Source organism: Glycomyces amatae (assembly GCF_020991375.1).
Lineage (GTDB): Bacteria > Actinomycetota > Actinomycetes > Mycobacteriales > Micromonosporaceae > Glycomyces > Glycomyces amatae.
In genome coordinates this window covers 145,410-168,582 of the sequence record NZ_JAJLQZ010000001.1, presented here as the reverse complement: position 1 = coordinate 168,582, position 23,173 = coordinate 145,410, and the positions used below count along the sequence as shown (strand labels likewise).

The window sequence follows — 23,173 nt, the reverse complement described above, 5'->3', positions numbered from 1 at the left end:
CGCGGCCAGTCGCCGGGACCGGTCGTTCGACCGGGGCGGGCGGGCGCCGGCGCCTCTAGCGTCGGGGCCATGACCACTGCGCAGACGATCCACACGACCCGCCGCACGGGGGCACGGCGCTGGGCGCCGGCCCTGTGGGCGGCGTACGCCCAGGCCGTGGCGTTCGCGGCCGCCGCGGTGACCGCGTTCCTGGCCGCCGACGTGGCCGCCGGCTTCACCGCCGAGGCGGCGGTGCGCTGGTGGCCGCTGGCGGCGTTCGCGGTCGGCTTCACCGTGGCCTCGAACGCGGCGCGCCGCGCCGGCCCGCTCGGCCCGGCCCGGTGGACGGGGTCGGTCGCGTTGGCGGGCCTGGTGTCCGCCGCGCTGGCGTTGGCGCTCGCGCCGTCCTTCGCGTTCGCGGTGGCGGCGGCCGGGGCGCTGGGGGTCGCGGCGGGGCTGACCGTGGCGATCGCGGGGCGGGTCGTGGCGGCGGCCGAGGTCGGGGACGGGTCCGGTTCGGTGGCGTTGTCGGCGGCGGCGCTGCTGGCCGGGATCGGCGCGGGCACGGGTGCGCTGTTCGCGCTGCCGCTGTACGGGTGGCGCGGCGTGTTCGGGCTCGTGGTCGTCTTCGCGACGCTGGCGGCCTGGCAGTTCGCCGCGTATGTGCCTTCGGAGGCGGAGCGTTGGCGAACCATGACGTGAGCTTCGACTGATATCCGTGTGGTCGCTGAGGTTCGGATGTCACCATGAGTCGTCCGGGTATTCGGAGGTTTTACCCGGCACGCGGGCACCGGCCGTCCTGCGGCGGTGTCCGGCAGAGGGCCCCGGGGAGGTTCGAGACCCCGGGGCCCTCGCTCGCGCTCTCACGATGCCCGGCCGGGCCCTTCCTGTCGCTCATGCCGACGCCCTGTCGATGCCGCTGCCGCGCACCGGGTCGGCGCGTCCTCCCGAAGGATGCGGGCGCCGGGGCGGGCACTGCGTCGCGGGCGCGCCCCGAACCCTGCGGGGCCGTTCCTGAAGGCGGCTTCAGGCCGCTTCAGGTCCGCTTAAGGTCTCGGTGCCAGACTGGTCCTGGGTCCGGCGCGCAGGACCCCCGATTCGAGGGGGCGGCCCACGATCTCCTGGGCGAGTGCGGCGGTGCGCAGGAGCGCGTCGAGGTCGACGCCGGTGGCGACGCCCATGTCGTGGAGCATGTGCACCACCTCCTCGGTGGCGACGTTCCCGGAGGCGCCGGGGGCGAAGGGGCACCCGCCGAGGCCGCCGACGCTCGCGTCGAACTCGGTGACGCCCCGGTCGAGCGCGGTGAGGAGGTTCGCCAGCGCGGTGCCGCGGGTGTCGTGGAAGTGCATGAGCGTCGGCAGGCCGGTGTCGACCGCGTCGAGCAGGTCGGTCACGCGCCGGGGCGTGCCCATGCCGGTGGTGTCGCCGAAGGCGACCCGTCCGGCCCCGGCGCCTTCGGCGGCCTCGACGATGCGCGCGACCCGGCCGGGGTCGATGTCGCCTTCGAAGGGGCAGCCGAAGCTGGTGGCGATGATGACCTCGACGGCGGCCAGGCGCTCGCGGGCCATGGCGCAGATGTCGGGGAGTTCGGCGAGGGAGTCGGCGACGGTGCGGCCGACGTTGGCGCGGTTGTGGGTCTCGGAGGCGGAGACGACCACTTCGACGGCGGTGAAGCCGGCGTCGAGGGCGCGCTCGACGCCTCTGCGGTTGGGCGCCAGGGCGGAGTAGCGGATGCCGGTGTGCTTCTCGACGGCCGCCCAGACCTCGGCCGCGTCGGCCATCTGCGGGACGGCCTTGGGGCTGACGAAGCTGACGGCCTCGATGCGGGAGAGGCCGGTGCGGGCGAGGGCGTCAATGAGCCGGATCTTGTCGGCGGTGGGGACGGGCGGCTCGTTCTGGAGTCCGTCGCGGGGGGCCACCTCGCGCAGTGAGACCCGGTCGGGCTGGTGCATGTCCGCCTCCTCCGGCCGCCGTCGGCCGTCGCCTACGAGCCCATGCTAACCCGAAGTCCCGCGATGCGGGACGGGCGAGTCGCGGAGCGCCTCCGCGGAACGGACACGCGAAGCGCCCCCTGGCAACGATCTCCGGGGTTCCGATGCTCGGTGCGGGAATCGGGAGCGTCACGGAGGGTCTTCGCGAAACGGACATGCCGAGCGTCCGCCGGTTCAACCGTGGCACGGGGGTCCGACACCGGCGGCGGGAGTCGGGAGCGTCGCGGAGTGTCTGTACGAATCGGACATCGCGAGCGCCCCCGGTTCCAGGGTGGCACGGGGGGCCGACATTCCGGGCGGGCCGGGACGGCTCAGCCGGGGTCGAGGGCCCGCAGCGCCGCCGCCCGCAGGAGCGCGGCGGTCTCGTCGGCACTGACCTCCTCGCCCAGCGAGAGGTACGGCGTCGAGTTCATCAGGCCGAACGCGCCGTGCGCGAGCACCCTCGCCTGCTCCGGCTTCAGCCCCGGCCGCAGCCGGCACAGCACCCCCACCCACTCCTCGACGTAGACGCGCTGGAGCTTGCGCACCTCCCGGCGCGGCTCCTCCGGCAGCCGGTCGAGCTCGTGCAGGTGGAGGATGACGATCTCGGGCGAGTCGATGACGACCTCGAGGTGGAAGTCGACGAGGGCCTCCAGGGCCGCCTGCGGGTCGTCCGAGTGCAGCGACGCCCAGTGCCGCCCGCCCGCGAGCAGCCGCTCCGAGACGGGGATGAGCGCGTCGGCGAGCATCTGCTCCTTGCCGCCCTTGAAGTGGTGGTACAGCGCCGGCCCGGTGATGGAGGCGGCCGCGCCGATGTCGTCCATCGACACCCCGTGGTAGCCGTGCTTGGCGAGCAGTCTCACGGCGACGTCGAGGATCTCGCGGCGGCGTTTGGAGCCGCCCCTGGTGTCGGCTGCATGCATCTCCACCTCGATGAGGTTACTCGGACGTACTCATCGAAGCAGGGAGCAAAAGCCCACTTTCCCGGGCGCACGGCCCCCCGCCCGGCACGCGCCCCCGGACGCGCGGCGGCCGCACCCCGGTCCGGGATGCGGCCGACTGTCGAGCAGCGCTCGGATGCGAGCGGTGCGGCATACCGCCGCGGGAGGCCGGACACATCGCCTCCCGAAGCGTTCGCTACTGGTCGGAGCCTCGCATGCGGCGCTCGGCCTCGCCCACCGCCCCGGTCGCCGGAGCGGCCGGAGGCGCCGGGGCCTCCCCCATGGTGCCCGGTGCGGGAGTCTGCGTGTCGGCGGCCGTCCCGTACCGCTGCGAGCTGTAGGTCTGCGACATGGACTCGGCGGTCGGGTCCGCCGACGCCCGGGAGTCCTTCATCTTCGACGTCTCGTTCTCGGCGGTGGAGAGCATCCGCTCCCAGCGCTCGCGCATCGGACCGACGAGGCCGCCGCCGGCGCCGACGATGGTCACGCCCGCGATGATCGCCAGGACCGTCCACATGATCGGCGTGGTCACGGTGGTGGCGATGCCGACCTGCCCGAACGCGGCGACCGCGCCGAAGAAGATGATCGCGACCTGCGCGATGCGGGCGACGGTCTTGCCGTAGCTGGTGTCGGAGAGCAGGTTGCTGACCAGGCCGTACACGGCGTTGGCGATCGCGAAGGCGACCACGACGATCACGAGCGCGACGAACAGCAGCGGCAGCCAGGCCACGAGCTGGTTGAGCAGGGCCGACACGGGGTTGTTCCCGAACGCGCCGAACGCGAGCTGGAGCGTGAACAGCAGCAGCGCGTAGTACACGAGTTTGCCGAGCACGCCGCTCAGTTCGTATTTGCCGGTGAAGCGGCGAAGGCCCGACCGTTCGCCGACCTTGTCGAGGCCGACCTTGTGGAGCAGCTTGCCGACCATCCTGCCGATCCACTTGCTGACGATCCAGCCGATGACGAGGATCGCCAGGAACGCCAGTGCACGCGGCAGGAACGTGACGACGTCGTCCACCATGTTCTGGAAGCTCTGCGTGATGTTCATTCCCGCAGAGTAGGCCTGATAACACCGCTGTTCAGGCGTTTCAGGCGTTTCAGAGGAGAAACGAGTGACACCGGTGTGAGCAGAAGCGGACGTTCGGGACGGGCGGGCCCAGGCGGCCCGGGGGCCGGACGGCCTAGGTGGGCCAGGTGCGCCAGTGCATCCAGGACTTGGAGGGCGTGGGGCCGCGCTGGTCCTGGTAGCGGGAGAAGTTGGCGCCGGCGCCGTAGGGCCGCTCGGCGGGGCTGGTGAGCCTGAACAGGCACAGCTGGCCGATCTTCATGCCCGGCCACAGCGTGATGGGCAGGTTCGCGACGTTGGACAGCTCGAGGGTGACGTGCCCGGAGAAGCCGGGGTCGATGAACCCGGCGGTGGAGTGGGTGAGCAGGCCGAGGCGCCCCAGGCTGGACTTGCCCTCGAGGCGGGCGGCGAGGTCGGCCGGGAGGGTGATGACCTCGAGGGTGGAGGCGAGGACGAACTCGCCGGGGTGGAGCACGAACGACTCGTCGCCCGAGACCTCGACGGCGGAGGTGAGGTCGTCCTGCTGCTCGGACGGGTCGATGTGGGTGTACTTCTGGTTGTTGAAGACCCGGAAGCGTCGGTCGAGGCGCACGTCGATGCTGGAGGGCTGCACGAGTTCGTCGTCGAACGGCCGTATGCCGAGGCGGTCGTTCTTGACGGCATCGAGGATGTCGCGATCGCTAAGCAGCATGCGCCCAGGCTAATCGAGGGCCCGTCCGCGCAGCTCAAGGGGTGCCGGAGGGGACCGCGCGGCTCACGCGGCCCCGGGAGGGAGCGCGTAGGCCACCGTGCCGAGGTCGTGGAAGTCCCAGTCCGCGGGGGCGAGCTCCCGGCACTGGTCGATGTCCTCGGCGCAGACGATCGCGTCGACGCTCGCGGGGTCGGGCGCGTCGCGGCCGGGCACGACGGAGTGGAGGGCCACGAGGCGGGTGCCGTCGGGCAGGAGGACCCACCACGGGTACTCCCAGGAGTCGTTGCCCTGGACGATGCCGACGGTGCCGGGGTCGGTGGCGGCGACCGCGGCGGCGGCCTGCTCGTACTGGGGCAGCCATTTCTGGCGGCGCACGAACCGCTCTTCGAGGTCGGTGAGGCTGAAGACGGACCAGGCGCCGGCGAGGCGCCGCGGGTAGCCGTAGGCCACCGTGAGCAGGCCCGCGAGGGAGGCGAGGACGGCGAACGAGGCGATGAGGGCGCAGGCGGCGCGGCGGCGGCGCCGGTCGGCGACGCTGCTGGCGATGCCCTTGACCAGGCCCGCGGCGAGGAGCCCGGCGGCGGGGGCGCCGAGGACGATGAGGAAGACGACGAGCCGGTTCACCCACGGCTGCCAGGAGACGGTGCAGACGAACCCGACGAACGCGACCGCCAGCGCGGCGGCGTACCAGCGGCGCAGGGGCGGGCCCTTGACGGCGAACCAGGCGAGCCCTGCGAGGACGGCGAGGCCGGTGAGCGGGTAGGCGGCGCGGTCCTCGTCGGGGTACCACGCGGCGACAGGGAACGCGCTGGTGCCGAAGGTGACGCGGGGGTCGTTGACGTCGACGCCCAGGAGCGCCGCGAGGCCGCCGATGGCGGCGGCGGCGCCCTCGGACAGGAAGGGGAGGGGCACGTCGAGGCCGGTGTGGGCGATGCGCAGGGCGTTGACGAGCAGCAGGCGCGGGTCGGCGGTGTGGACGCCGATGGACTCGCGCAGGACGGGCGGGCCGAGGGGGTGCCCGAAGGCCTCGTGCATGCGCAGCAGGAAGGGCCCCACGATGAGCAGGCCGAGGGCGACGACGGCGAGGGAGGCGGCCACGGTGGCGAGGCGGGCGGTGGCGACGCGGGAGGCGTCGGGGCGGGAGCAGCGGCCGGGTCTGCGCCCGCACAGGCAGGGGCGGCGGCGCCGGCCATCGCGGACGAGGCGTCCGACGCCCCAGATGAGGAGGAGGGGCGCGGCGGCGAGCAGGCCGGTGGTCTTGGTGACGGCGATGAGGCCGAGGGCGAGGCCCAGGTAGAGCGCGTCGGTGTGCGGGGCGGGGGTGCACAGGAGCGGGCGGGCGCCGCCGGCGGCCTCGCCCGGTCGGGTGAACTCGTCGAGGACGACCGTGGCGAGGCAGGCGACCCAGGCGGCGGCGACGAGGTCGACCTGGGTGCTGGAGGCCTGGAGGAGGATCTCGGGGGTGGTGGCGATGACGAAGACGGTGGCGAGCTGGGCGACCGGGCCGCCGCCGAGCTGGGCGGCGATGCGGGAGGCGGCCAGGATCGCGCCGGCGCCCGCGAAGTACTGGAGGAGGTTGTAGGCGCTGTCGTAGGGGGCGCCGCCGCCGGCGGAGAGGAGGCGCAGGTGGGTGAGGAGGTACTCGGAGCCGGGGCCGAGGTCGACCTGGCGGTGGATCTCGGTGGGGTAGACGGCGACGGTGGCGTTCTGGACCCAGTGCTCGATGCGCGGGAGGTGGTAGGTCTGGGAGTCGAAGTTGTTGGGGGAGGAGCCGATGGCGAGCACGGCGACGGCGACGGCGAGGATCGCGACGACGCAGCCGAGGCCCCACTGCCAGGCGGGGGCCGCCGCGGCGGCGGACCTGGTGCGCCGCCAGGTGCGGCGGGTGGCGCCGCGGCGGGAGCGCAGCTCCTCGCGGAGGGCGTCGAGCGGCTGGCCCGCGGCGGGGGCGACGTCCCGGACGGCGCGGACGAGGACCGCTGCGACAATGGCGGCAGAAGCCGCAATCCAGGCAATGAGGACAGTCGTGGCAGTGAGGGCGGTGAACGCCGAGGCGGCCTCGACGACGGCGACGGCGAAGGCCCCCAGGATCAGCGCCGCGCGCAGCACGGCCAGGCGGGCGGGCGCGAGGACCGCGCCGTCGCGGGGGCGGACGGCGTAGGCCAGGGCCGGGAGCAGCGCGAGGAGCCACAGGACGAGCAGCACCGCTCCATTCAACACGACCGTCCCGGCCGGTGCCGCTCTGGCGGTATCGCGTTATGGTTGTGCAATCGTGTTCGGACGCGCGGGGATGGAGCAGCAGATGCTGTTGTCGATACTCGTTCCGGTATTCAATGAGGAACGCCTCGCCGCCGGAACCCTCAAGGAGCTGCTCGCGGTGGAGTTCCCCTGCGAGACGGAGATCGTCGCGGTCGACGACGGCTCCCGCGACCGGTCCTGGGAAGTCCTCCAGTCCTTTGAGGACAACGAGAGGGTGCGGCTGATCCGCCACGACCGCAACCGGGGCAAGGGCGCCGCCATCCGCACCGCCGCCAAGGCCGCGCACGGCGACCACGTGGTGGTCTTCGACGCGGACGGCGAGTACGACGCCGCCGACCTGCCCCGGCTGCTCACCCCGGTCCTGGAGGGCAAGGCCGAGGTGGTCTACGGGTCGCGCTCGTTCGGCTCCCACTCGGCCTACTCGTTCTGGTACGTCATGGGCAACAAGGGCATCACCCTCGCCGCGAACATCCTGTTCAACTCGTACATCTCCGACCTGGAGACCTGCTACAAGCTGCTGCCGCGGCAGATGTACCTCGACATGAACATCCGCTCGGGCGGCTTCGGCATGGAGGCCGAGCTGACGGCGAAACTGCTCAAGAAGGGCATCCGGCCCTACGAGGTCCCGATCTCCTACACCGCCCGCAGCCGCGAGGAGGGCAAGAAGATCACCTGGACGGACGGCGTCCAGGCCCTGTGGCTCCTCGGCCGCGAACGCGTCCGCCGCCCCCGGCGCGGCGCGATCGGCCGCTAGGCCGCGAAGCCGCTCCGCCTCGCAGACCCGGCACTCGAGGCGAACGGCCCCCGCCCCACCGCACCAATCCGCCCCACCGGTTATCAACACGCCGCCCACCAGGCAACGTAAGCCCTGCTCACCGAGTTATCCACAGGCAAAAAGAATTCCTTGAGCCCATTGACTTTCTGTGTAAAGCTTGCCCCAGTTTTGGTGTAGGTAGGCGGTTAGTAGGGGAACCGCGCGGACCGCCGCAAGACCACGGGCGCGGGTTGGCTCCCGCGCCCGGGCACCTCCACCAGGACCACCGCGGTAGCGGTGGCGGCCGGCTCGCCAAAGCCGGCCGCCGCCGCCACAACACCGGTCAGTCGAGGATCACCACGTCGAGCCGGCGGGGGCCGTGGACGCCCTCGACCCGCTGGAGCTCGATGTCGCTGGTCGCCGACGGGCCCGAGATCCACGTCTGCGGGCGCACCGGGTCCAGCATCGGCAGCGCCTCCGCGAGGTGCCCCACGATCCGGTCGCGCCGCAGCGCCACCACATGGTGGTCCGGCACCAGCGTGATCGCCCGGCGCCCCTGGCCCGCACCGGCGTCGAGCATGATGGTGCCCGAGACCGCCACGGCCGCGGCGCAGCCGGTCAGCACCGCGTCCATGCCGTCCAAGTCCTCCGTGGACAGTCCGTCGTCGGGGATGAACTCGGCGGCGCCGAGGCGCCACTCCCCGGGCAGGTCGGCCGGGACCACCACGCGGGCGGCCTCCCCGAGCGCCCCGGGGATGGACTCGATCCCGAAGTGCACGTTGGCCTTGTAGTCCTCGAGGCGGTCGACGAGCAGCGCCACCGCGTCGGTGCCGGGGTCGAGCGCGCGGCGGTACTCCCGCGGGGCCGCGGGCGCCTCGCCCGCGCCCTCCAGGGCCCGGCGCATCCGGGCCAGGATCGCCTCCCGCGCACTGGTTCCGGCCGTGCCCTCATCGCCGCGCCCTCGCCCGGTGCTCACCGCTCCCGCTCCTTCCACCAGTCCCGGAAGTGCTCCTGCGGCGGCACCGGCAGGTCCCGGCTCGCCGTCCACTTCGACAGCGCCGTCTTCGAGACCGGCCACGGCAGGCGGCGCATGAAGCCCTTGCGGCGCCACGGCGCCGACCCGAACCGGGCGGCCCGCAGCGCGGTCCGCCACAGGCGCGGTCGCGCCATCACCGCCCGGGCCGCGCCCATCGCGGCCCGCTCCCCGGCCGGGTGCGGCCCCTGCTGGCGCAGGTGCACCAGCACCTCGGGGATGTCGATCTTCACCGGGCACACCTCGTAGCAGGCCCCGCAGAGGCTCGAGGCGTACGGCAGGTCGTCGTGGCGGCCCGGCTCGAGCTGCGGGGCGAGGATCGCGCCGATCGGCCCGGGGTAGACGTGCCCGTAGGCGTGCCCGCCGGTGCGCTCGTACACCGGGCACACGTTCAGGCAGGCCGAGCAGCGGATGCACGAGAGGGCCTGGCGGCCGACCTCGTCGGCGAGGACGTCGGTGCGGCCGTTGTCGAGGAGGACGATGTGGACGTTCCGGGGGCCGTCGCCCTCGCGCGCGCCGGTCCACACCGACGTGTAGGGGTTCATCCGCTCGCCGGTCGAGGACCGCGGCAGCAGCTGCATGAACACCTCCAGGTCGCCGAAGCTCGGCAGGAGCTTCTCGATCCCGACGATGCTGACGAGCGTCTCGGGCATGGTCAGGCACATGCGGCCGTTGCCCTCGGACTCGACCACGACCAGCGAGCCGGTCTCGGCGACCGCGAAGTTCGCGCCCGAGACCGCGGCGGTCGCCGAGAGGAAGCGCCGCCGCAGGTGCAGGCGGGCCGCCTCGGCCAGCGCCGCCGGGTCGTTCGTCAGGCCCGTGGCGACTCCGTCGCCACCCATCTTCTGCCTACTGAGTTTTTGAACGAAAATGTCGCGGATCTCGTCGCGGTTGTAGTGGATGGCGGGGACGAGGATGTGGCTGGGCTTGTCCTCGGCGAGCTGCACGATGAGTTCGGCGAGGTCGGTCTCGAAGGCCTTGAGGCCTTCGGCCTCGAAGTGCTCGTTGAGTTCGATCTCCTGCGTCGCCATGGACTTGACCTTGACGACCTCCTCGGCTCCGGCCTCGCGGACGATGCGGGCGGCGATCTCGTTGGCCTCGCGGGCGTCGCGGGCCCAGTGGACGCGGGCGCCGGCGGCGGTGGCGTTGCGCTCGAACTCGACCGCGAGTTCGGGGAGGCGGCGCTGGACGTCGGCCTTGATCGCGGCGGCGGCGTCGCGCAGGCGCTCCCAGTCGTCGAGTTCGCCGACGACGTTCGCGCGTTTGGCGCGGATGGTGCCGGTGGCGTGGGCGAGGTTCGACCGCAGCTGCGGCATGCCGAGGGCGACCTTGGCGGCCTTGGGGAACGGCGCGTCGGCGGGGATGAGCGAGGCGGCGGGGACGACGGCGGGCCCGTTCGCGGCGGCGTCGGTGCTCATGCGCCGCTCGCAAGCTTCTCGGCGGTGCTCATACGCCGCTCGCAAGGATCTCGGCGGTACTCATGCGCCCGCCTGCAAGGGTCTCGGCGGTGCCCATGCGCCCGATCGCGGACTTCTCGGTGGTGCTCATGCGCGGCTCGCGAGGATCTCGGCGTAGTGGATGGGCCGCGGGCCGCGCGGCCCGGGCTGGTGGTCGAGCCGGGCGATGCCGCCGCCGATGTGGGTGAGGCAGGAGTTGTCGGCCGCGGCGAGGTATTCGGCGCCGGTGCCGGCGGCGTGGCGGCATTTGTCGGCGAGCATCGCCGAGGAGACCTCCGTGTTCTTGAGGGCGAAGGTGCCGCCGAAGCCGCAGCACTGGTCGGCGGCGGGGAGGTCGACCAGGGTGATGCCCTCGACGGCGCGCAGGAGCCGGAGCGGCTTGTCCCCCAGGCCGAGCGCGCGGGTGCCGTGGCAGGTGGGGTGGTAGGTGACGGTGTGGGGGAAGCGGGCTCCGACGTCCTCGGTGCCGGCGACGTCGAGGAGGAACTCGGAGAGCTCGTACACGCGCCGTCCGATGTCCGTGCCGGTCAGGTGCGGGTACTGGTCGCGGGTCATGGCGGCGCAGGAGCCGGAGGGGGTGACGATCGCGTCGTAGTCGGCGAAGACCTGTTCGAAGGAGCGGGCGAGGGCCGCGGCGTCCTCGCGGTAGCCGGAGTTGGCGTGCATCTGGCCGCAGCAGGTCTGGGCGGCGGGGAAGTCGACGTCGTAGCCGAGGCGTTCGAGGATGCGGACGACCGCTTTGGGCGTCTCGGGGTAGAGGGCGTCGTTGACGCAGGTGATGAACAGGCCTACGCGGGGCATGTGGTCACCTCTTCTCCTGGGGCCGTTCGGGCCCGGGCGGTCCGGGCGGTGCTGCCGGCCCCGGGGTTCCGGGGCCGGTGCGCGGTGCGGGTGGCATCGCGTCGGCGGTGGCGGCCGTGCCGGGGCCGCGGGGGGTCAGCGGTCGGTTTTGGCGCGCTTGGGCGGCGGTGCGGTCTCGGCGGCCGCCGCGGTGAACGCGGCGGCGTGCCGTGTCCGGGAGCGTTCGAGGTGGCGGCGCATCGCCTCCTCGGCGGCAAGCGGTTTCTTGGCAATGATAGCCTCCGCGACCGCCAGGTGCTCGGCCTCGGTCTCCTCGATCGACTCGGGTTCGATGTAGGCGCGGTGGAGGTGCAGGTGGGCGTCGAGGCGGCGGATGGCCTTCGCCAGCTGGGCGCTGCCGCTCGCGACGGCGACCTCGTCGTGGAAGCACCGGTCGGCCTCGGTGAAGAGGAGCTTGTCGGCGTTCGGCGGGGGCGTGCGGGCCGCGATGCGCAGCGCGGCGGGGTCCAGGTCGGCGCCGCCGGGCGGTCGGGCCGCGCGCTCGGCGGCGCGGCGGGCCGCGAGCGGCTCGAGCATCATGCGGAGGTCGAAGAGGTCCGCGAACTCGGCGGCGGACAGCAGCGGCTCGACGGTGTAGCCGCTCAGCGGGCGGCGGGCGAGCAGGCCCTCGGACTCCAGGCGCGCCAGGGCCTCCCGGATCGGGGTCTGGGAGAAGGCGAGCTGCTTGGCGAGGCCGTCGATGCTCAGCTTCGCGCCGGGAGCGAGTTCGGAGCGCATGATGCGCGACTTCAGCTCGGTGTAGGCGTCGTCGGCGAGCGTGCGCTTCTCGGGGCCGGTCGAAGTCGCTGTCATGCGAAATATCCTATAGGATAGTGTCGCGGCAGGCCGGCAGCGCGCCGAGCAGGCCCTCGAACAGCCCCCGTATGGCCGCATTGGAGACCGCCGTGGACGCACAGCGACCGGGCAAGGACGGGCGACCGCGCCGGTCGCCCTCGGACGGCACGGTCACGCCCGCGCCGATGCGGAGCGCCGGGGACGCCGGTGAGCGCCGTGCCGGTCCCGCCGCCCCGCTCCCCGCCCGCCGCCTCGGCGACACCGGCGTCGCGGTGACCGCCGTCGGGCTCGGGTGCGCGCCGCTGGGCGGGCTCTTCACCCCCGTCGACCCCGCCACCGCGACCGCCACGGTCGACGCCGCCTGGGACGGGGGCGTCCGCCACTTCGACACCGCCCCCCACTACGGCGCGGGCCTCTCCGAAGCGCGGCTCGGGAGCGCCCTCGCCGGCCGCGACCGCGCCGCGTTCGCCCTGTCCACCAAGATGGGCCGCGTCCTGGTCGACCACGAGGGCCCCTGGGACCTGTGGGCCGAGCCGAACGGCAAGGCCGCCGCCTTCGACTTCTCCTACCGGGCCGCCATCGGCTCCCACCTCGAGAGCCTGGAGCGCCTGGGCGTCGACCGGGTCGACATCGGCCTCATCCACGACGCCGACGACCACGGGGACGAGGCCCTCGCCGGGACCTACCGGGCCCTCGCCGAGCTCAAGGCCGCCGGGAGCCTCGGCGCCATCGGCATCGGCATGAACTCGACCGGGGCCGCGGCCGACCTCATCGCCCGCGCCGAGGTCGACGCCGCCCTCATCGCCGGGCGCTACACCCTCCTGGACCAGTCGGCCCTCGACCGGCTCTACCCCCTCTGCCTCGAACGCGGCGTCTCGGTGATCGCCGCGGGCGTCTTCAACTCCGGCGTCCTCGCCGACCCCCGGCCGGGGGCCACGTTCAACTACGCCGCGGCCGACCGGGGACTGCTGGAGCGCGCGCGGGCGGTCGACGCCGTCTGCGGCCGCCACGGCGTGCCGCTGCGCGCCGCCGCGCTCCAGTTCCCCGCCGCCCACCCCGCCGTCGCGTCGATCCTCGTCGGCGCGCGCACCCCAGCAGAGGTCGACGACGCCCTCGCGATGTACGCCCACCCGATCCCCGGCGCGCTGTGGCACGACCTCAAGCGGGCCGGGCTCCTGGCCGAGGAGGCACCCGTACCCGCATGAGCACCGCCCCCGTCATCGATGCGCACCACCACGTGTGGACCGCCGACTACCCGTGGCTCGCCGGCAGGCCGGAGTTCGCGCCGATCCGCCGCGACTACGGCCCGGTCGAACTGCGCGCCAACCTGAAGGCCGCCGGGGTCGACCGCACGGTCCTGGTCGAGGCCGCCTGGGGCCACCCCTCCGAGACCGTCGAGTTCCTGCACCTGGCCGGGGCCGTCGACGAGATCGCCGGGGTCGTCGGCCACGTCGACCTCTTGGACCCGGGTCTGGCGAACACCCTGGCCCGCTACACGAACCACCCCCGCGCCCGCTACCTGGTGGGCGTGCGGGACCAGGTCCAGGGCCGCCCCGACCCCGACTTCCTCGCGCGCCCCGAGGTCATCGCCGCGCTGACCACGGTCGCCGCCGCGGTGCCGACCTTCGACCTCGTGGTGCGCCCCGACCAGCTCCCCGCCGCCGCCACGGCGGCCGCCGCGGTCCCCGGGCTCACCTTCGTGCTCGACCACCTCGGCAAGCCGCGGGTGCGCGACGGCGCCGAGGGCCTGCGCCGCTGGTGGGAGGCCGTGGCGCCGCTCGCCAAGCAGCCCAACGCGGTCGCGAAGCTCTCGGGGCTGGTCACCGAGGCCGACTGGGAGCGGTGGACGCCGAACGACCTGCGCCCGTTCGTGCAGGCCGCCCTCGAGCTGTTCGGGCCCGACCGCCTCATGTTCGGCTCCGACTGGCCCGTCTGCGAGCTGGCCGCCACGTACACGCGCGTCAAGGACGCCGTCGCCGAGGTCCTCGGCGGCGTCGACCCCGACGTCTTCGGCGGCACCGCCGCCCGGACCTACCAGCTAGGAGAGCAATGAAGTACCTGCGCATCGGACAGCCCGGCTACGAGACCCCCGTGGCGCTCCACGAGGGGAAGTACTACGACCTCTCCGGGCCGGTCGGCGACATCGATGGAGAGTTCCTCGAGCGCGGCATCGCCACGGTGGCCGGGTTCCCGGAGATCGACATCGCCGGGCAGCGCGTCGCGCCGCCGATCGCGCGCCCGAACGCGATCGTGTGCATCGGCATGAACTACGCCGCGCACTGCGCCGAGTCGGGGGCCGAGCCGCCCGCCGAGCCCGTCGTGTTCTACAAGCACCCCAACACGATCGTCGGCCCCGAGGACGACGTCCAGATCCCCCGCGGATCGACCCGGACCGACTGGGAGGTCGAGCTCGGGGTCGTGTTCAAGCGGCGCGCGTCCTATCTGGAGTCCGAGGAGGAGGCGCTGGACTGCGTCGCCGGGTTCGTGGTCGCCAACGACCTGTCCGAGCGCGAGTTCCAGATCGAGCGCTCGGGCGGCCAGTTCTCGAAGGGCAAGGCGTGCCCGACGTTCACGCCGCTGGGGCCCTGGCTGGTCACGCCCGACGAGATCGAGGACGTGCAGGGCCTGCGCATGTGGTCCAAGGTGAACGGGGAGGCCCGGCAGGACTCGAGCTCGAAGGACATGATCTTCTCGGTCGCGCAGATCATCCTGCACATGTCGCAGTTCATGGCCTTCGACGCGGGCGACCTGCTGCTCACCGGCACCCCCGAGGGCGTCGCACTCTCGGGCCGCTTCCCGTACCTCAAGGCCGGAGACGTCGTCGAGGTCGGCATCGAGGGCCTGGGCGGCACCGCGAACCCGGCGGTGCAGGCGTGACCCGCGCGCCCCGCTCCCGCGACGGGGGCCCGCGTTGAACGCGATCACCGCGGTCGACGTGTTCGACGTCCGCTTCCCGACCTCGCGGAGCCTCGACGGCTCGGACGCGATGAACCCCGACCCCGACTACTCCGCCGCCTACGTGGTGCTCCGCACCGGCAGCGGGCACGAGGGCCACGGGTTCACCTTCACGATCGGGCGCGGCAACGACCTGTGCTGCGCCGCGATCGAGACGCTCGGCGCCTTCCTGATCGGCCGCGAGGTGAACGGCCCGGAGGACCTCGGCGAGATCTCACGGCTCTTGACCCACGACTCGCAGATCCGGTGGCTCGGCCCCGAGAAGGGGGTCATGCACCTGGCCGCCGCCGCGCTCGTGAACGCCGCCTGGGACCTCGCCGCGCGCCGCGCCGGTCTTCCACTGTGGAAGTACCTCACCGGTTTGAGCCCCGAGGAGGTCGTGGGCTGCGTCGACTGGCGCTACCTCTCCGACGCCCTCACTCCCGAAGAGGCCCTGGAGATCCTGCGGGCCGCCGAGGACGGCAAGGCGGAGCGGACCGCCGAGGTCGAACGGGACGGCTACCCGGCCTACACGACCTCGCCCGGCTGGCTCGGCTACGACGACGCGAAGGTCGTGCGCCTCGCCCGCGAGGCGGTGGCCGAGGGCTACACCCAGATCAAGCTCAAGGTGGGCGCCGACCTGGAGGACGACCGGCGCCGCTTCGCCGCGGCCCGCGCCGCCGTCGGGCCCGGCGTCCGCATCGCCGTGGACGCCAACCAGCGCTGGGACGTCGACCAGGCCGTCGAGTGGATGGGGGCGCTCGCCGAGTTCGACCCGTGGTGGATCGAGGAGCCGACCAGCCCCGACGACGTGCTCGGCCACGCGGCGATCCGCGAGCGCCTGGCGCCCGTCAAGGTCGCCACCGGCGAGCACGTGCACAACCGGGTGATGTTCAAGCAGCTCTTGCAGGCCGGGGCGATCGACTTCCTCCAGCTGGACGCCGCGCGCGTCGCGGGCGTCAACGAGAACCTCGCGATCCTCTTGCTGGCGGCCAAGTTCGGTGTCCCGGTGTGCCCGCACGCGGGCGGCGTGGGGCTGTGCGAACTGGTCTGCCATCTGTCCATGTTCGACTACACTTCGGTGAGCGCCTCCATGGAGGACAGGGTGATCGAGTACGTCGACCACCTGCACGAGCACTTCACGGCTCCCGCGGTGGTCAAGGGCGGGCGCTATGCCGCGCCCGTCGAACCGGGTTTCTCGGCCGAGATGCGGCGCGAGAGCCTGGACCGCTTCGCCTACCCTGATGGTCCTGAATGGAGTATCCAATGAGCAGTGTCTTCGAAGGACTCACGGTCGCGGTCTCCGGCGGGGCCTCCGGCATCGGCGCGGCCGCCGCCGACGCCTTCGCCGAGCGCGGCGCGAGCGTCGCCGTGCTCGACCTCAACCCGAGCGGGGCGCACTGGTCGCACGTGTGCGACGTGGCCGACGACCACCAGGTGCGCCAGGCGGTGGCCGCGACGGTCGCGCGCTTCGGCGGCGTCGACGTCCTCGTGAACAACGCCGGGATCGGCGCGGTCGGCACCGTGGAGGAGAACTCCGACAAGCAGTGGTTCCGGGTGCTGGACGTGAACGTCCTCGGCATGGTGCGCCTGGCCCGCGCCTGCCTGCCGTACCTGCGCGAGTCCCCGGCCCCGGCGATCGTGAACACCTCCTCGATCGCGGCGACCGCCGGGCTCGTCAAGCGCGCCCTCTACTCGGCGTCCAAGGGCGCGGTCCACTCGCTGACCATGGCGATGGCCGCCGACCACGTGTCCGAGGGCATCCGCGTCAACTGCGTGGAGCCGGGCACCGCCGACACCCCGTGGGTGCAGCGCCTGCTCGACCAGGCCGAGGACCCGGTGGCCGAGCGCGCCCGCCTGGAGGCCCGCCAGCCGACCGGCCGCCTGGTGAGCGCCGAGGAGGTCGCCGCCGCGATCGTCTACCTCGCCGACCCGGCCAACAAGGCCCTCACGGGGACCGCGCTCGCCGTCGACGGCGGCATGTCGGGGCTGCGGCTGGTCCGGTAGCGACCGGGCGCCGGTCCGCCGCGAGGCGGGCCCGGTGGCGGCCGCACGGCCTCGGCGGGCCGGGCCGGGCCGGTCCGGATGCGATGCGGGGCGCAGCCGTGCCGGACGCGGCGCCGTTCACCGGCCGTGCGGCCGTTCGATGACGGCCCGGTCGGGGAGGTGGTGCCGCGGCCAGACCGCCTTCGTCCACGCGCGCAGGCGGCCCCAGTCGTCGCGGCGCGCGCCCCAGGCATTGGCGTCCAGCGCCTGCCACCTCCCGTGGTGACCCCACCAGATGAACAGCTGCTTCTCGGTCGCCACCAGCGCGTCCCCCGGCCCCAGTGCCAGCACGCGATCCCCGCCGATTCGCCTGACCGTGGACAGCGGCTGATAGCGCACGCCGCCGATGTTGGCCGCGAGGTATATGAACCCTGCGGACCGGTGCAGGGCGGCGAGTGCCGCGGTGCCGAGCAGCGGAGGGCGAGGGCCGCGAGCGCCCACCCCAGGCCGTGGAGGCTCCCGACCAGTGTGAAGAGCCCCATCATGGCGGGCAACAGGAAGAAGGCGCCGACGGTGTGGACCAGCGCGGGCTTGACCCGCACCACGATGGTCTCGTGACGAGGTTCCACGGGGCGCTCTTCTCCACATTCGAGACGGGAACGACTCCTCGCATCGTAATCGGCAAGTGCGACCGCCGCGGGCCCCGATTCCCAGGGCCTCCACCGGTCGCGGCGGTGACCACGATGGTGTCGTACCGCATGGTGAGCGAACCGCCGAAGGCGGCGACGCCGGTGCCCACGCCGATATCGAGGATCGCAGATCGGGCCTCGAGACCAGGGTCGGCATCGAGAGCAGGGTCGGCATCGAGAGCAGGACCGGACCCGTGATCGGGACCGGACTCGAGACCGGGGCCGGACCCGCGCTGCCGGCCCCGTGCCCGTCGGCACCGCGCACCTGCGCTTCGGCGACCGCACCGGCGATCCGCCGACCGGGGCGGCCGTGCGGCGGGCGGTCGACTCGGTGGCCGGCGGCGTCCCCGCCTGCGGCGAATGCGCCGGCGGACAGCGCTGGTCCCCGTCCGCCGGCGCGGCGCCCGGTGCTGGTTCAGGCCTGCCGCGGGAGGACGGCACCATACGGCCCCGCACCGGGAGTGCGTGTCGATCACTAAGCGCTACAACGCTTTTCGCGATCAAAAGGTTCCCGTTCAAAGACACCTTAACCCTTGCACGCGGTTGCCCGGCCGAGGGGATTTTCCTTCGCCGCCCCCGGCGGCCCCGCCGGGAGGCCCTGGGGCGCGCCGCCGGGGCGGGGCGCGGATAGGCTGGGGTCTATGGACACTGCCTCGTATTTGCGATGCTTCCTGCGCGAACTCGATGCATTCCGCGCATGCCTGGCGAAAGGCGACCTCTCCGTGCCGATCGCCTACCGCGAGGATCCGGACTACCCCCTGGACCTCGCCGGGCTGGCCGCGCGCGTCGGCGCCGCGAACCTGTTCGTCGCCGCCACGGTCACCGACTTCAACGGCGCGGACTCGCCCCCCGACGGCGCGCCGCCGAAGACCCCCGAGGACCGCGACGAGCTGGTCCGCTGGGTCGAAGGCACCGGCGAAGTGCTGGTCATGGCCCTGGACACCGAGCCGGGCACGCCCGCGTGGGGCTTCTACACGCCCCCGAACGCGGGCTACTGGCAGCGGTCGATCGCCGTCGAGACGATGCTGCACCGCTGGGACGCCGAGCAGGCGCTCGGCGAGCCCGGCGCGCTCGACCCCGAGCTGGCCGGCGAGGGCGTCACCGAGGTCTTCGACGTGCTGGCGCCCCGGCAGATCGGGCGCGGCAAGGCGTGGCCGCCGGACGCCTGCATCCGGCTCGACGCCACCGACACCGACGCCTGGTGGACCTTCGGCCCCGGCGACCCGGTCGCCGAGGTGCGCGGCACCGCCGCCGACCTGCTGCTCCTGCTGCGCGGGCGCCGGACCGCCTACGACGCGGCGTTCGCCTGGAGCGGCGAGCGCAACACGGCCATGTCGGTGCTCAAAGGGCCTCTGACGTGAGGCTCGGCAGCGGCGGCGCCGCGGCCGCGCCCCAGCGGAACCCGTCGATCATGAGGGTGAGCCAGCGATCGCGGACGGCGGGCGGCTGGTCGGTCGGGGCCGTCGCGAAGAACAGGTAGCCGTCCTCGACCGTGAGGTCGGGCCGCAGGTCGCCCTGGGCCTTCCCGGCGTCGATGAGGCGCTGGAGCGCCTCCTCGCCCCGGCGCAGGTGGCCCTCGGCGTCGTAGACGGCGCCCAGTTCGCGGGCCGCCGCCTTGACCGCCTTGTTGTCGGCGGCCTTCTCCATGATCAGGCGCCCGAAGGCGGTGAACTCCTCGATCGCGCGCGCGCCGGCCGCGATGCGGTCGGCCGCGGCCTCGGCCTCGCGCCGCATGTCCTCCAGGGACGCGTCGACCACGGCCTTGACCAGGTCCTTCTTGGTCGGGAAGTGCCGGTAGAGGGTGCCGACGGCCACGCCCGCGTCGGCGGCGATGGCCTCCATGGGGACCTCGGGCCCGCGGGCGGTGATCTGCCGGGTCGCGGCCTCGGTGATCTTGGCGCGGTTGCGGGCGGCGTCGGCCCGCAGCGGCCGCTCCTGTGGCATCCGGTCTCCTCTCCCCCCCACGCAGCATCATAGGCGCCGACCACGACTTGCAATAAGGTGAATTATGGTTCATGATTAATGTGAAACCAGATTCATCTTACTTGAGGGAGCGCCGTGAACGCCGCATGGACCACCGCCGACATCCCCGACCAGTCCGGCCGCACCTTCCTGGTCACCGGCGCCAACTCGGGGCTCGGCCTGGAGACGGCGCGGGCGCTCGCCCGCCGCGGCGCCCGGGTCGTCATGGCCGTCCGCACCGAGTCCAAGGGCCGCGCCGCCGCGGCCGACATCGCCGGGACCGCGCCGGGCGCGGACCTGGAGGTCCGCCGCCTCGACCTCGCCGACCTCGACTCGGTCAAGGCCTTCGCGGACGCGCTCGACGCGCCCGTGGACGTCCTGGTCAACAACGCCGGGATCATGATCCCCCCGCGCCGCCTGACCCCGCAGGGCCACGAGTCCCAGTTCGGCACCAACCACCTCGGCCACTTCGCCCTCACGGGCCTGCTCCTCGACCGCCTCGGGCGGGGCCGCGACCCGCGCGTGGTCACCGTCTCCTCGCTCGCGCACCGCAGCGGCCGCATCCACTTCGACGACCTCACCGGCGAGTACCGCTACGGGCCGGTGCGGTACTACGAGCAGTCCAAGTTCGCGAACATGCTCTTCGCCCTCGAACTCGACCGGCGCCTGCGCGCCGCGGGCAGCCCCGTGCGCAGCCTCGTGGCCCACCCCGGCTTCTCCGACACCGAGCTGATGCAGAGCTCGAACGCGCTGACCCGGGGCATCGGCAAACTGGTGATGCCGTTCGTCACCCAGTCGGCCGCCGAGGGCGCGCTGCCGCAGCTGCGCGCCGCGACCGACCCGGACGCCGAGGGCGGCCAGTACTTCGGCCCGGCCGGCAGGCGCGAGCGCAAGGGCCCGCCCGTGGTGGTGCAGCCCGTGCGCTCGGCGCAGGACCCCGAGACGGCGCAGCGGCTGTGGGAGGTCTCCGAGACGCTCACCGGCGTCCGGTTCCCGCTCCCCGCGACGGCGTAGCGAACCGCGGGCCCGGCCGCGCCGTGCGGCCGGGCCCGCGGTTCCACTCCTCGGGACCTGCGGAGCCGCGAGGCTCAGCCCTCCGTTCCGGCCCCGCCCGCCGACTCGGCCTCCTCGCCGCCGAACACCGCCGCCACGAGCCGCTGCGTCGCCTGCTGGAACGCCGCCGCCATCGACAGTCCGGCGTCGTCCACGTAGTTGAGCGAGGCGGTGAGGGTCGTGCCGCCGCCGGGAGTGCCGTACATCAGGCCCGCGTGGCCCGAGATGCCCCCGTTGTGGGTGATGACCGTGCCGCCGCCGTTCGGGGCCTCCTGCACGAACACGCCCAGGCCGTACCCGGCCTTGGACTCCGGCGCGCACATCTCGGCCAGCAGCGCCTCGGGCAGGAGCCTGCCGCCCAGCAGCCCGGCGATGAACGCCTGGAGGTCCTCGGTGGTCGAGACCATGTCGCCGCCGGTGGCGATCCAGGAGGGGTTCTGGCGGGTGACGTCGACCGTGCGCTCCTCGCCGTCCTCCTCGTACCGGTAGTAGGCGTGCGCGTGCGGCTCGGGGAGCTCCGGCGAGGTCCCCGGCACCAGGGTGTGCGACAGGCCGAGCGGGTCGAGGACCAGCCGCCGCATCTCATCGGCGAACGGGCGCCCGGTGACCTGCTCGACCACGAGCCGGGCCAGGACGTAGTTGGTGTTGGAGTAGCTCCAGTCCGTCCCCGGCTCGAACCGCGCGGGCTTGGACAGCGCCAGCTCCACGAGCTCCTCGGGCCGGTAGGTCCGGAACCGGTCCTCGACCCACTCCCGGCCCGACCAGACGATCCCGGGCGCGAACGTCCCGTCCTCGTAGTACTCGCCGGTGAAGTTGAAGACGCCGCTGGTGTGCTGGAGCAGCATGCGCACCGTGATGCGCGGGTCCAGGTCGAACCGGGGCAGGTAGCCGGAGGCGGGGGCGTCCAGGTCGATCGCGCCCTCCTCCACGAGGCGCAGCACGAGGGCCGCGGTGAAGGTCTTGGTGTTGCTGCCGATGCGGAAGTACCCGTCCACCGGCGGCGCGGCGTCCTCGCCGATCCGGCTCGCGCCGGCCGCGGCGGTCCACTCGCCGTCCTGGTCGCGGACGCGCAGCGTGACGCCGACGAAGGCGGCCTCGGCGGCGACCATCTCCTCGATGATCCGCCGCAGTTCGGGGCGGTCCGGCCCGGTCTGCGAGCCGGACGCGTCCTGGTCGGTGGCGGCGTGCTGCTTGGAGGAAGTGCTGTGCTGTGTCATGCGGCAACTGTCGCGGCCCGGCCTGTCACCGCCCTGACATCGCGCTGACACGGCCGCTGACACGTGATTCCGTTTATTCGGTCGGTCGACGCGCCCGTTCCCGGTACGCTGCGGCGTACCGTCGGGACCCCGCCCGGCCGCTCTCCAGGAAGTGCAGGACACGCCATGTCGCAGTCGACCTATCGATCGGCGCGCGAGCTCGCCGACCTGATCCGGCGCCGCGAGGCGACCGCCGCCGAGGTGCTGGACGCGCACCTCGACCAGGTCGCGAAGCGCAATCCGGAGCTGAACGCCGTGGTCTCGCTGGACGCCGACCGGGCCCGCGAGGCGGCGCGGGCCGCCGACCTCGCCGTCGAGCGCGGCGAACCCCTGGGCCCGCTGCACGGGGTGCCGCTCACCTTGAAGGACTGCCACGACGCGGCGGGGCTGCGCACCACCGTGGGCACCCCCGTGCTCGACCGCACGCCCGCCGAGGACGGCACCGTCGCCGCGCGGCTGCGCGAGGCCGGGGCCGTCGTCATCGGGCACACCAACGTGCCGCCCTTCCTGAGCGCGTACACCAGCGAGAACGAGATCTTCGGCCTCACCTCCAACCCCTGGGACACCGCCCGCACCCCCGGCGGCTCCAGCGGGGGCGCGGCGGCGGCCCTGGCCGCCGGGATGACGCCGGTCGAGGTCGGCTCCGACCTCGCCGGGTCGATACGCCTGCCGTCGCACTACTGCGGCGTCTACGGGCTCAAGACCACCGAGCACCGGGTGGCGATGACCGGCTACTTCGGACCGCGCGGAGAGCCGAACCCCGTGCGCGTCCTGTCCGCGATCGGCCCGATGGCCCGCGACCTGGACGACCTGGAACTGGTGCTGCGCCTGATCTCCGGACCGGACGGGGCCGACTTCGACGTCCCGCCGGTGCCCCTGCCCGAGCGCCGCCCCCTGCGGCTCGACGGGCTGCGGCTCGCGACCGCCCTGGAACTGCCCGGGGCCGAGGTGGAGGAGAGCCTGCGAGCGCAGGTCTCCCGCGTCGCCGCGGCCTGCGCCGACGCGGGAGCGGCGGTCGAATCGCGGCTCCCCGGCCTCGACTGGGACGAGCAGAGCGCGCTCCTGGAGCTGATGACCGCCGTGACCAGTGCCTTCGTGCCCGGCATGGAGCAGCGGACCCTCGCCTGGTACCTCGAGAGGCTGCACCGGAGGGACGCGTTGGCCGCCGACTGGGACCGGTTCTTCACGGACTGGGACGCCCTCCTGCTGCCGCCCGCGACGACGACCGCCTTCGCGCACGGCGCCGACGCGGGCACGGCGGGCGCCGTGATGCTCTTCGCGAACTTCGCCGGGCTGCCCGCGCTGACGGTCCCGGCCGGATTCGACGCGGACGGCCTGCCGATCGGCCTCCAGATCGTGGGGCCGCGCTGGTCGGAGATCCGCCTGATCGCGATCGCCGCCGCACTGGAGGAGGCCGGGATCCTGCCCGGCTTCACCCGCCCGCCGGGCTTCTGACCGCACCCGGTGCCGGGGCGCCGGCGTGCCTCGCCATAATTATCACCGCGCTGTTA

General features: G+C 73.4%; 22 protein-coding genes. 10 read left to right on the top strand and 12 right to left on the bottom strand.

Features of this window, described 5'->3' with window-relative positions; all coding sequences use genetic code 11:
- Window positions 1-69 precede the first annotated feature (69 nt).
- Complete coding sequence (locus LO763_RS00805; protein ID WP_230599938.1) at window positions 70-681, top strand: hypothetical protein; 612 nt, start codon at window positions 70-72, stop codon at window positions 679-681.
- Window positions 682-1,025: 344 nt separating this feature from the next.
- On the opposite strand, the gene LO763_RS00800 is transcribed toward LO763_RS00805, so the two are convergent.
- The 5 genes from LO763_RS00800 to LO763_RS00780 form a co-directional block, all read right to left on the bottom strand.
- Entirely contained in the window at window positions 1,026-1,931 is a 906-nt protein-coding gene (locus tag LO763_RS00800) for a hydroxymethylglutaryl-CoA lyase (protein WP_230599937.1), read from the bottom strand.
- Between the two features lie 350 nt (window positions 1,932-2,281).
- A complete protein-coding gene (locus tag LO763_RS00795; protein WP_230600436.1) occupies window positions 2,282-2,872 on the bottom strand; it encodes a TetR/AcrR family transcriptional regulator in 591 nt (196 codons plus the stop codon).
- 214 nt (window positions 2,873-3,086) lie between these two features.
- Window positions 3,087-3,935, bottom strand: coding sequence for a mechanosensitive ion channel family protein (locus LO763_RS00790; RefSeq protein WP_230599936.1), 849 nt, complete (start codon window positions 3,933-3,935; stop codon window positions 3,087-3,089).
- 133 nt (window positions 3,936-4,068) lie between these two features.
- Window positions 4,069-4,644 carry a dCTP deaminase gene (dcd, locus tag LO763_RS00785; RefSeq protein ID WP_230599935.1) on the bottom strand — a complete coding sequence of 192 codons (576 nt, stop codon included), beginning with the start codon at window positions 4,642-4,644 and terminating at the stop codon, window positions 4,069-4,071.
- A gap of 63 nt (window positions 4,645-4,707) precedes the next feature.
- Complete coding sequence (locus LO763_RS00780; protein WP_230599934.1) at window positions 4,708-6,849, bottom strand: hypothetical protein; 2,142 nt, start codon at window positions 6,847-6,849, stop codon at window positions 4,708-4,710.
- A gap of 97 nt (window positions 6,850-6,946) precedes the next feature.
- Between LO763_RS00780 and LO763_RS00775 the strand changes: the two genes are divergently transcribed.
- Complete coding sequence (locus LO763_RS00775; protein WP_230599933.1) at window positions 6,947-7,657, top strand: glycosyltransferase family 2 protein; 711 nt, start codon at window positions 6,947-6,949, stop codon at window positions 7,655-7,657.
- A 343-nt stretch (window positions 7,658-8,000) separates the two neighbouring features.
- On the opposite strand, the gene LO763_RS29510 is transcribed toward LO763_RS00775, so the two are convergent.
- From LO763_RS29510 to LO763_RS00755, 4 genes are all read right to left on the bottom strand, one after another.
- Window positions 8,001-8,633 (bottom strand): LutC/YkgG family protein, encoded by a 633-nt coding sequence (locus tag LO763_RS29510; RefSeq protein ID WP_230599932.1) that lies wholly within the window; start codon window positions 8,631-8,633, stop codon window positions 8,001-8,003.
- The gene (locus LO763_RS00765; RefSeq protein WP_230599931.1) at window positions 8,630-10,108 is read right to left on the bottom strand and encodes a lactate utilization protein B; all 1,479 of its coding nucleotides are present in this window, start codon (window positions 10,106-10,108) and stop codon (window positions 8,630-8,632) included. The genes LO763_RS29510 and LO763_RS00765 overlap by 4 nt, the downstream gene beginning before the upstream one ends.
- A 126-nt stretch (window positions 10,109-10,234) precedes the next feature.
- Window positions 10,235-10,948 (bottom strand): (Fe-S)-binding protein, encoded by a 714-nt coding sequence (locus LO763_RS00760; protein ID WP_230599930.1) that lies wholly within the window; start codon window positions 10,946-10,948, stop codon window positions 10,235-10,237.
- A 135-nt stretch (window positions 10,949-11,083) separates the two neighbouring features.
- Complete coding sequence (locus LO763_RS00755) at window positions 11,084-11,800, bottom strand: GntR family transcriptional regulator (RefSeq protein ID WP_230599929.1); 717 nt, start codon at window positions 11,798-11,800, stop codon at window positions 11,084-11,086.
- Between the two features lie 92 nt (window positions 11,801-11,892).
- Between LO763_RS00755 and LO763_RS00750 the strand changes: the two genes are divergently transcribed.
- Genes LO763_RS00750 through LO763_RS00730 form a run of 5 tightly spaced genes read left to right on the top strand, consistent with a single transcriptional unit; the run spans window position 11,893 to window position 16,723 of the window.
- A complete protein-coding gene (locus LO763_RS00750; protein ID WP_230599928.1) occupies window positions 11,893-12,987 on the top strand; it encodes an aldo/keto reductase in 1,095 nt (364 codons plus the stop codon).
- Complete coding sequence (locus tag LO763_RS00745; protein ID WP_230599927.1) at window positions 12,984-13,835, top strand: amidohydrolase family protein; 852 nt, start codon at window positions 12,984-12,986, stop codon at window positions 13,833-13,835. The genes LO763_RS00750 and LO763_RS00745 overlap by 4 nt, the downstream gene beginning before the upstream one ends.
- Window positions 13,832-14,659: a fumarylacetoacetate hydrolase family protein gene (locus tag LO763_RS00740; RefSeq protein ID WP_230599926.1), complete on the top strand. Its 828-nt coding sequence runs from the start codon at window positions 13,832-13,834 to the stop codon at window positions 14,657-14,659. The genes LO763_RS00745 and LO763_RS00740 overlap by 4 nt, the downstream gene beginning before the upstream one ends.
- A gap of 34 nt (window positions 14,660-14,693) precedes the next feature.
- Window positions 14,694-15,986, top strand: coding sequence for an enolase C-terminal domain-like protein (locus tag LO763_RS00735; RefSeq protein WP_230599925.1), 1,293 nt, complete (start codon window positions 14,694-14,696; stop codon window positions 15,984-15,986).
- A complete protein-coding gene (locus tag LO763_RS00730; RefSeq protein ID WP_230599924.1) occupies window positions 15,983-16,723 on the top strand; it encodes an SDR family NAD(P)-dependent oxidoreductase in 741 nt (246 codons plus the stop codon). Before LO763_RS00735 ends, LO763_RS00730 begins: the two co-directional genes overlap by 4 nt.
- Window positions 16,724-16,840: 117 nt before the next feature.
- On the opposite strand, the gene LO763_RS00725 is transcribed toward LO763_RS00730, so the two are convergent.
- Window positions 16,841-17,101 (bottom strand): hypothetical protein, encoded by a 261-nt coding sequence (locus LO763_RS00725; protein ID WP_230599923.1) that lies wholly within the window; start codon window positions 17,099-17,101, stop codon window positions 16,841-16,843.
- Window positions 17,102-18,032: 931 nt separating this feature from the next.
- Here LO763_RS00725 and LO763_RS00720 point away from each other — a divergent pair.
- Window positions 18,033-18,752, top strand: coding sequence for a maleylpyruvate isomerase family mycothiol-dependent enzyme (locus LO763_RS00720; RefSeq protein WP_230599922.1), 720 nt, complete (start codon window positions 18,033-18,035; stop codon window positions 18,750-18,752).
- Here the strand turns inward: LO763_RS00720 and LO763_RS00715 are convergent.
- Entirely contained in the window at window positions 18,733-19,335 is a 603-nt protein-coding gene (locus tag LO763_RS00715; RefSeq protein WP_230599921.1) for a TetR/AcrR family transcriptional regulator, read from the bottom strand. The genes LO763_RS00720 and LO763_RS00715 overlap by 20 nt on opposite strands.
- A gap of 114 nt (window positions 19,336-19,449) precedes the next feature.
- On the opposite strand from LO763_RS00715, the gene LO763_RS00710 reads away from it, so the two are divergent.
- Entirely contained in the window at window positions 19,450-20,367 is a 918-nt protein-coding gene (locus LO763_RS00710; RefSeq protein ID WP_230599920.1) for an oxidoreductase, read from the top strand.
- A 74-nt stretch (window positions 20,368-20,441) separates the two neighbouring features.
- Here the strand turns inward: LO763_RS00710 and LO763_RS00705 are convergent, their stop codons facing one another.
- Window positions 20,442-21,623, bottom strand: a complete 1,182-nt coding sequence (locus LO763_RS00705) for a serine hydrolase domain-containing protein (RefSeq protein WP_230599919.1) — start codon at window positions 21,621-21,623, stop codon at window positions 20,442-20,444.
- Window positions 21,624-21,788: 165 nt separating this feature from the next.
- On the opposite strand from LO763_RS00705, the gene LO763_RS00700 reads away from it, so the two are divergent.
- Window positions 21,789-23,117 carry an amidase gene (locus tag LO763_RS00700; RefSeq protein ID WP_230599918.1) on the top strand — a complete coding sequence of 443 codons (1,329 nt, stop codon included), beginning with the start codon at window positions 21,789-21,791 and terminating at the stop codon, window positions 23,115-23,117.
- Window positions 23,118-23,173 lie beyond the last annotated feature (56 nt).

Excerpts from the sequence above, each read along its gene's own strand:
- LO763_RS00705 (WP_230599919.1), bottom strand. The coding sequence starts at position 21,623 with ATGACACAGCACAGCACTTCCTCCAAGCAGCACGCCGCCACCGACCAG.
- LO763_RS00790 (WP_230599936.1), bottom strand. The coding sequence starts at position 3,935 with ATGAACATCACGCAGAGCTTCCAGAACATGGTGGACGACGTCGTCACG.
- LO763_RS00775 (WP_230599933.1), top strand. The coding sequence starts at position 6,947 with ATGCTGTTGTCGATACTCGTTCCGGTATTCAATGAGGAACGCCTCGCC.
- LO763_RS00740 (WP_230599926.1), top strand. The coding sequence starts at position 13,832 with ATGAAGTACCTGCGCATCGGACAGCCCGGCTACGAGACCCCCGTGGCG.
- LO763_RS00720 (WP_230599922.1), top strand. The coding sequence starts at position 18,033 with ATGGACACTGCCTCGTATTTGCGATGCTTCCTGCGCGAACTCGATGCA.
- LO763_RS00745 (WP_230599927.1), top strand. The coding sequence starts at position 12,984 with ATGAGCACCGCCCCCGTCATCGATGCGCACCACCACGTGTGGACCGCC.
- LO763_RS00715 (WP_230599921.1), bottom strand. The coding sequence starts at position 19,335 with ATGCCACAGGAGCGGCCGCTGCGGGCCGACGCCGCCCGCAACCGCGCC.
- LO763_RS00760 (WP_230599930.1), bottom strand. The coding sequence starts at position 10,948 with ATGCCCCGCGTAGGCCTGTTCATCACCTGCGTCAACGACGCCCTCTAC.
- LO763_RS00795 (WP_230600436.1), bottom strand. The coding sequence starts at position 2,872 with ATGCATGCAGCCGACACCAGGGGCGGCTCCAAACGCCGCCGCGAGATC.
- LO763_RS00755 (WP_230599929.1), bottom strand. The coding sequence starts at position 11,800 with ATGACAGCGACTTCGACCGGCCCCGAGAAGCGCACGCTCGCCGACGAC.
- LO763_RS00700 (WP_230599918.1), top strand. The coding sequence starts at position 21,789 with ATGTCGCAGTCGACCTATCGATCGGCGCGCGAGCTCGCCGACCTGATC.
- dcd (WP_230599935.1), bottom strand. The coding sequence starts at position 4,644 with ATGCTGCTTAGCGATCGCGACATCCTCGATGCCGTCAAGAACGACCGC.
- LO763_RS00730 (WP_230599924.1), top strand. The coding sequence starts at position 15,983 with ATGAGCAGTGTCTTCGAAGGACTCACGGTCGCGGTCTCCGGCGGGGCC.
- LO763_RS00800 (WP_230599937.1), bottom strand. The coding sequence starts at position 1,931 with ATGCACCAGCCCGACCGGGTCTCACTGCGCGAGGTGGCCCCCCGCGAC.
- LO763_RS00805 (WP_230599938.1), top strand. The coding sequence starts at position 70 with ATGACCACTGCGCAGACGATCCACACGACCCGCCGCACGGGGGCACGG.
- LO763_RS00765 (WP_230599931.1), bottom strand. The coding sequence starts at position 10,108 with ATGAGCACCGACGCCGCCGCGAACGGGCCCGCCGTCGTCCCCGCCGCC.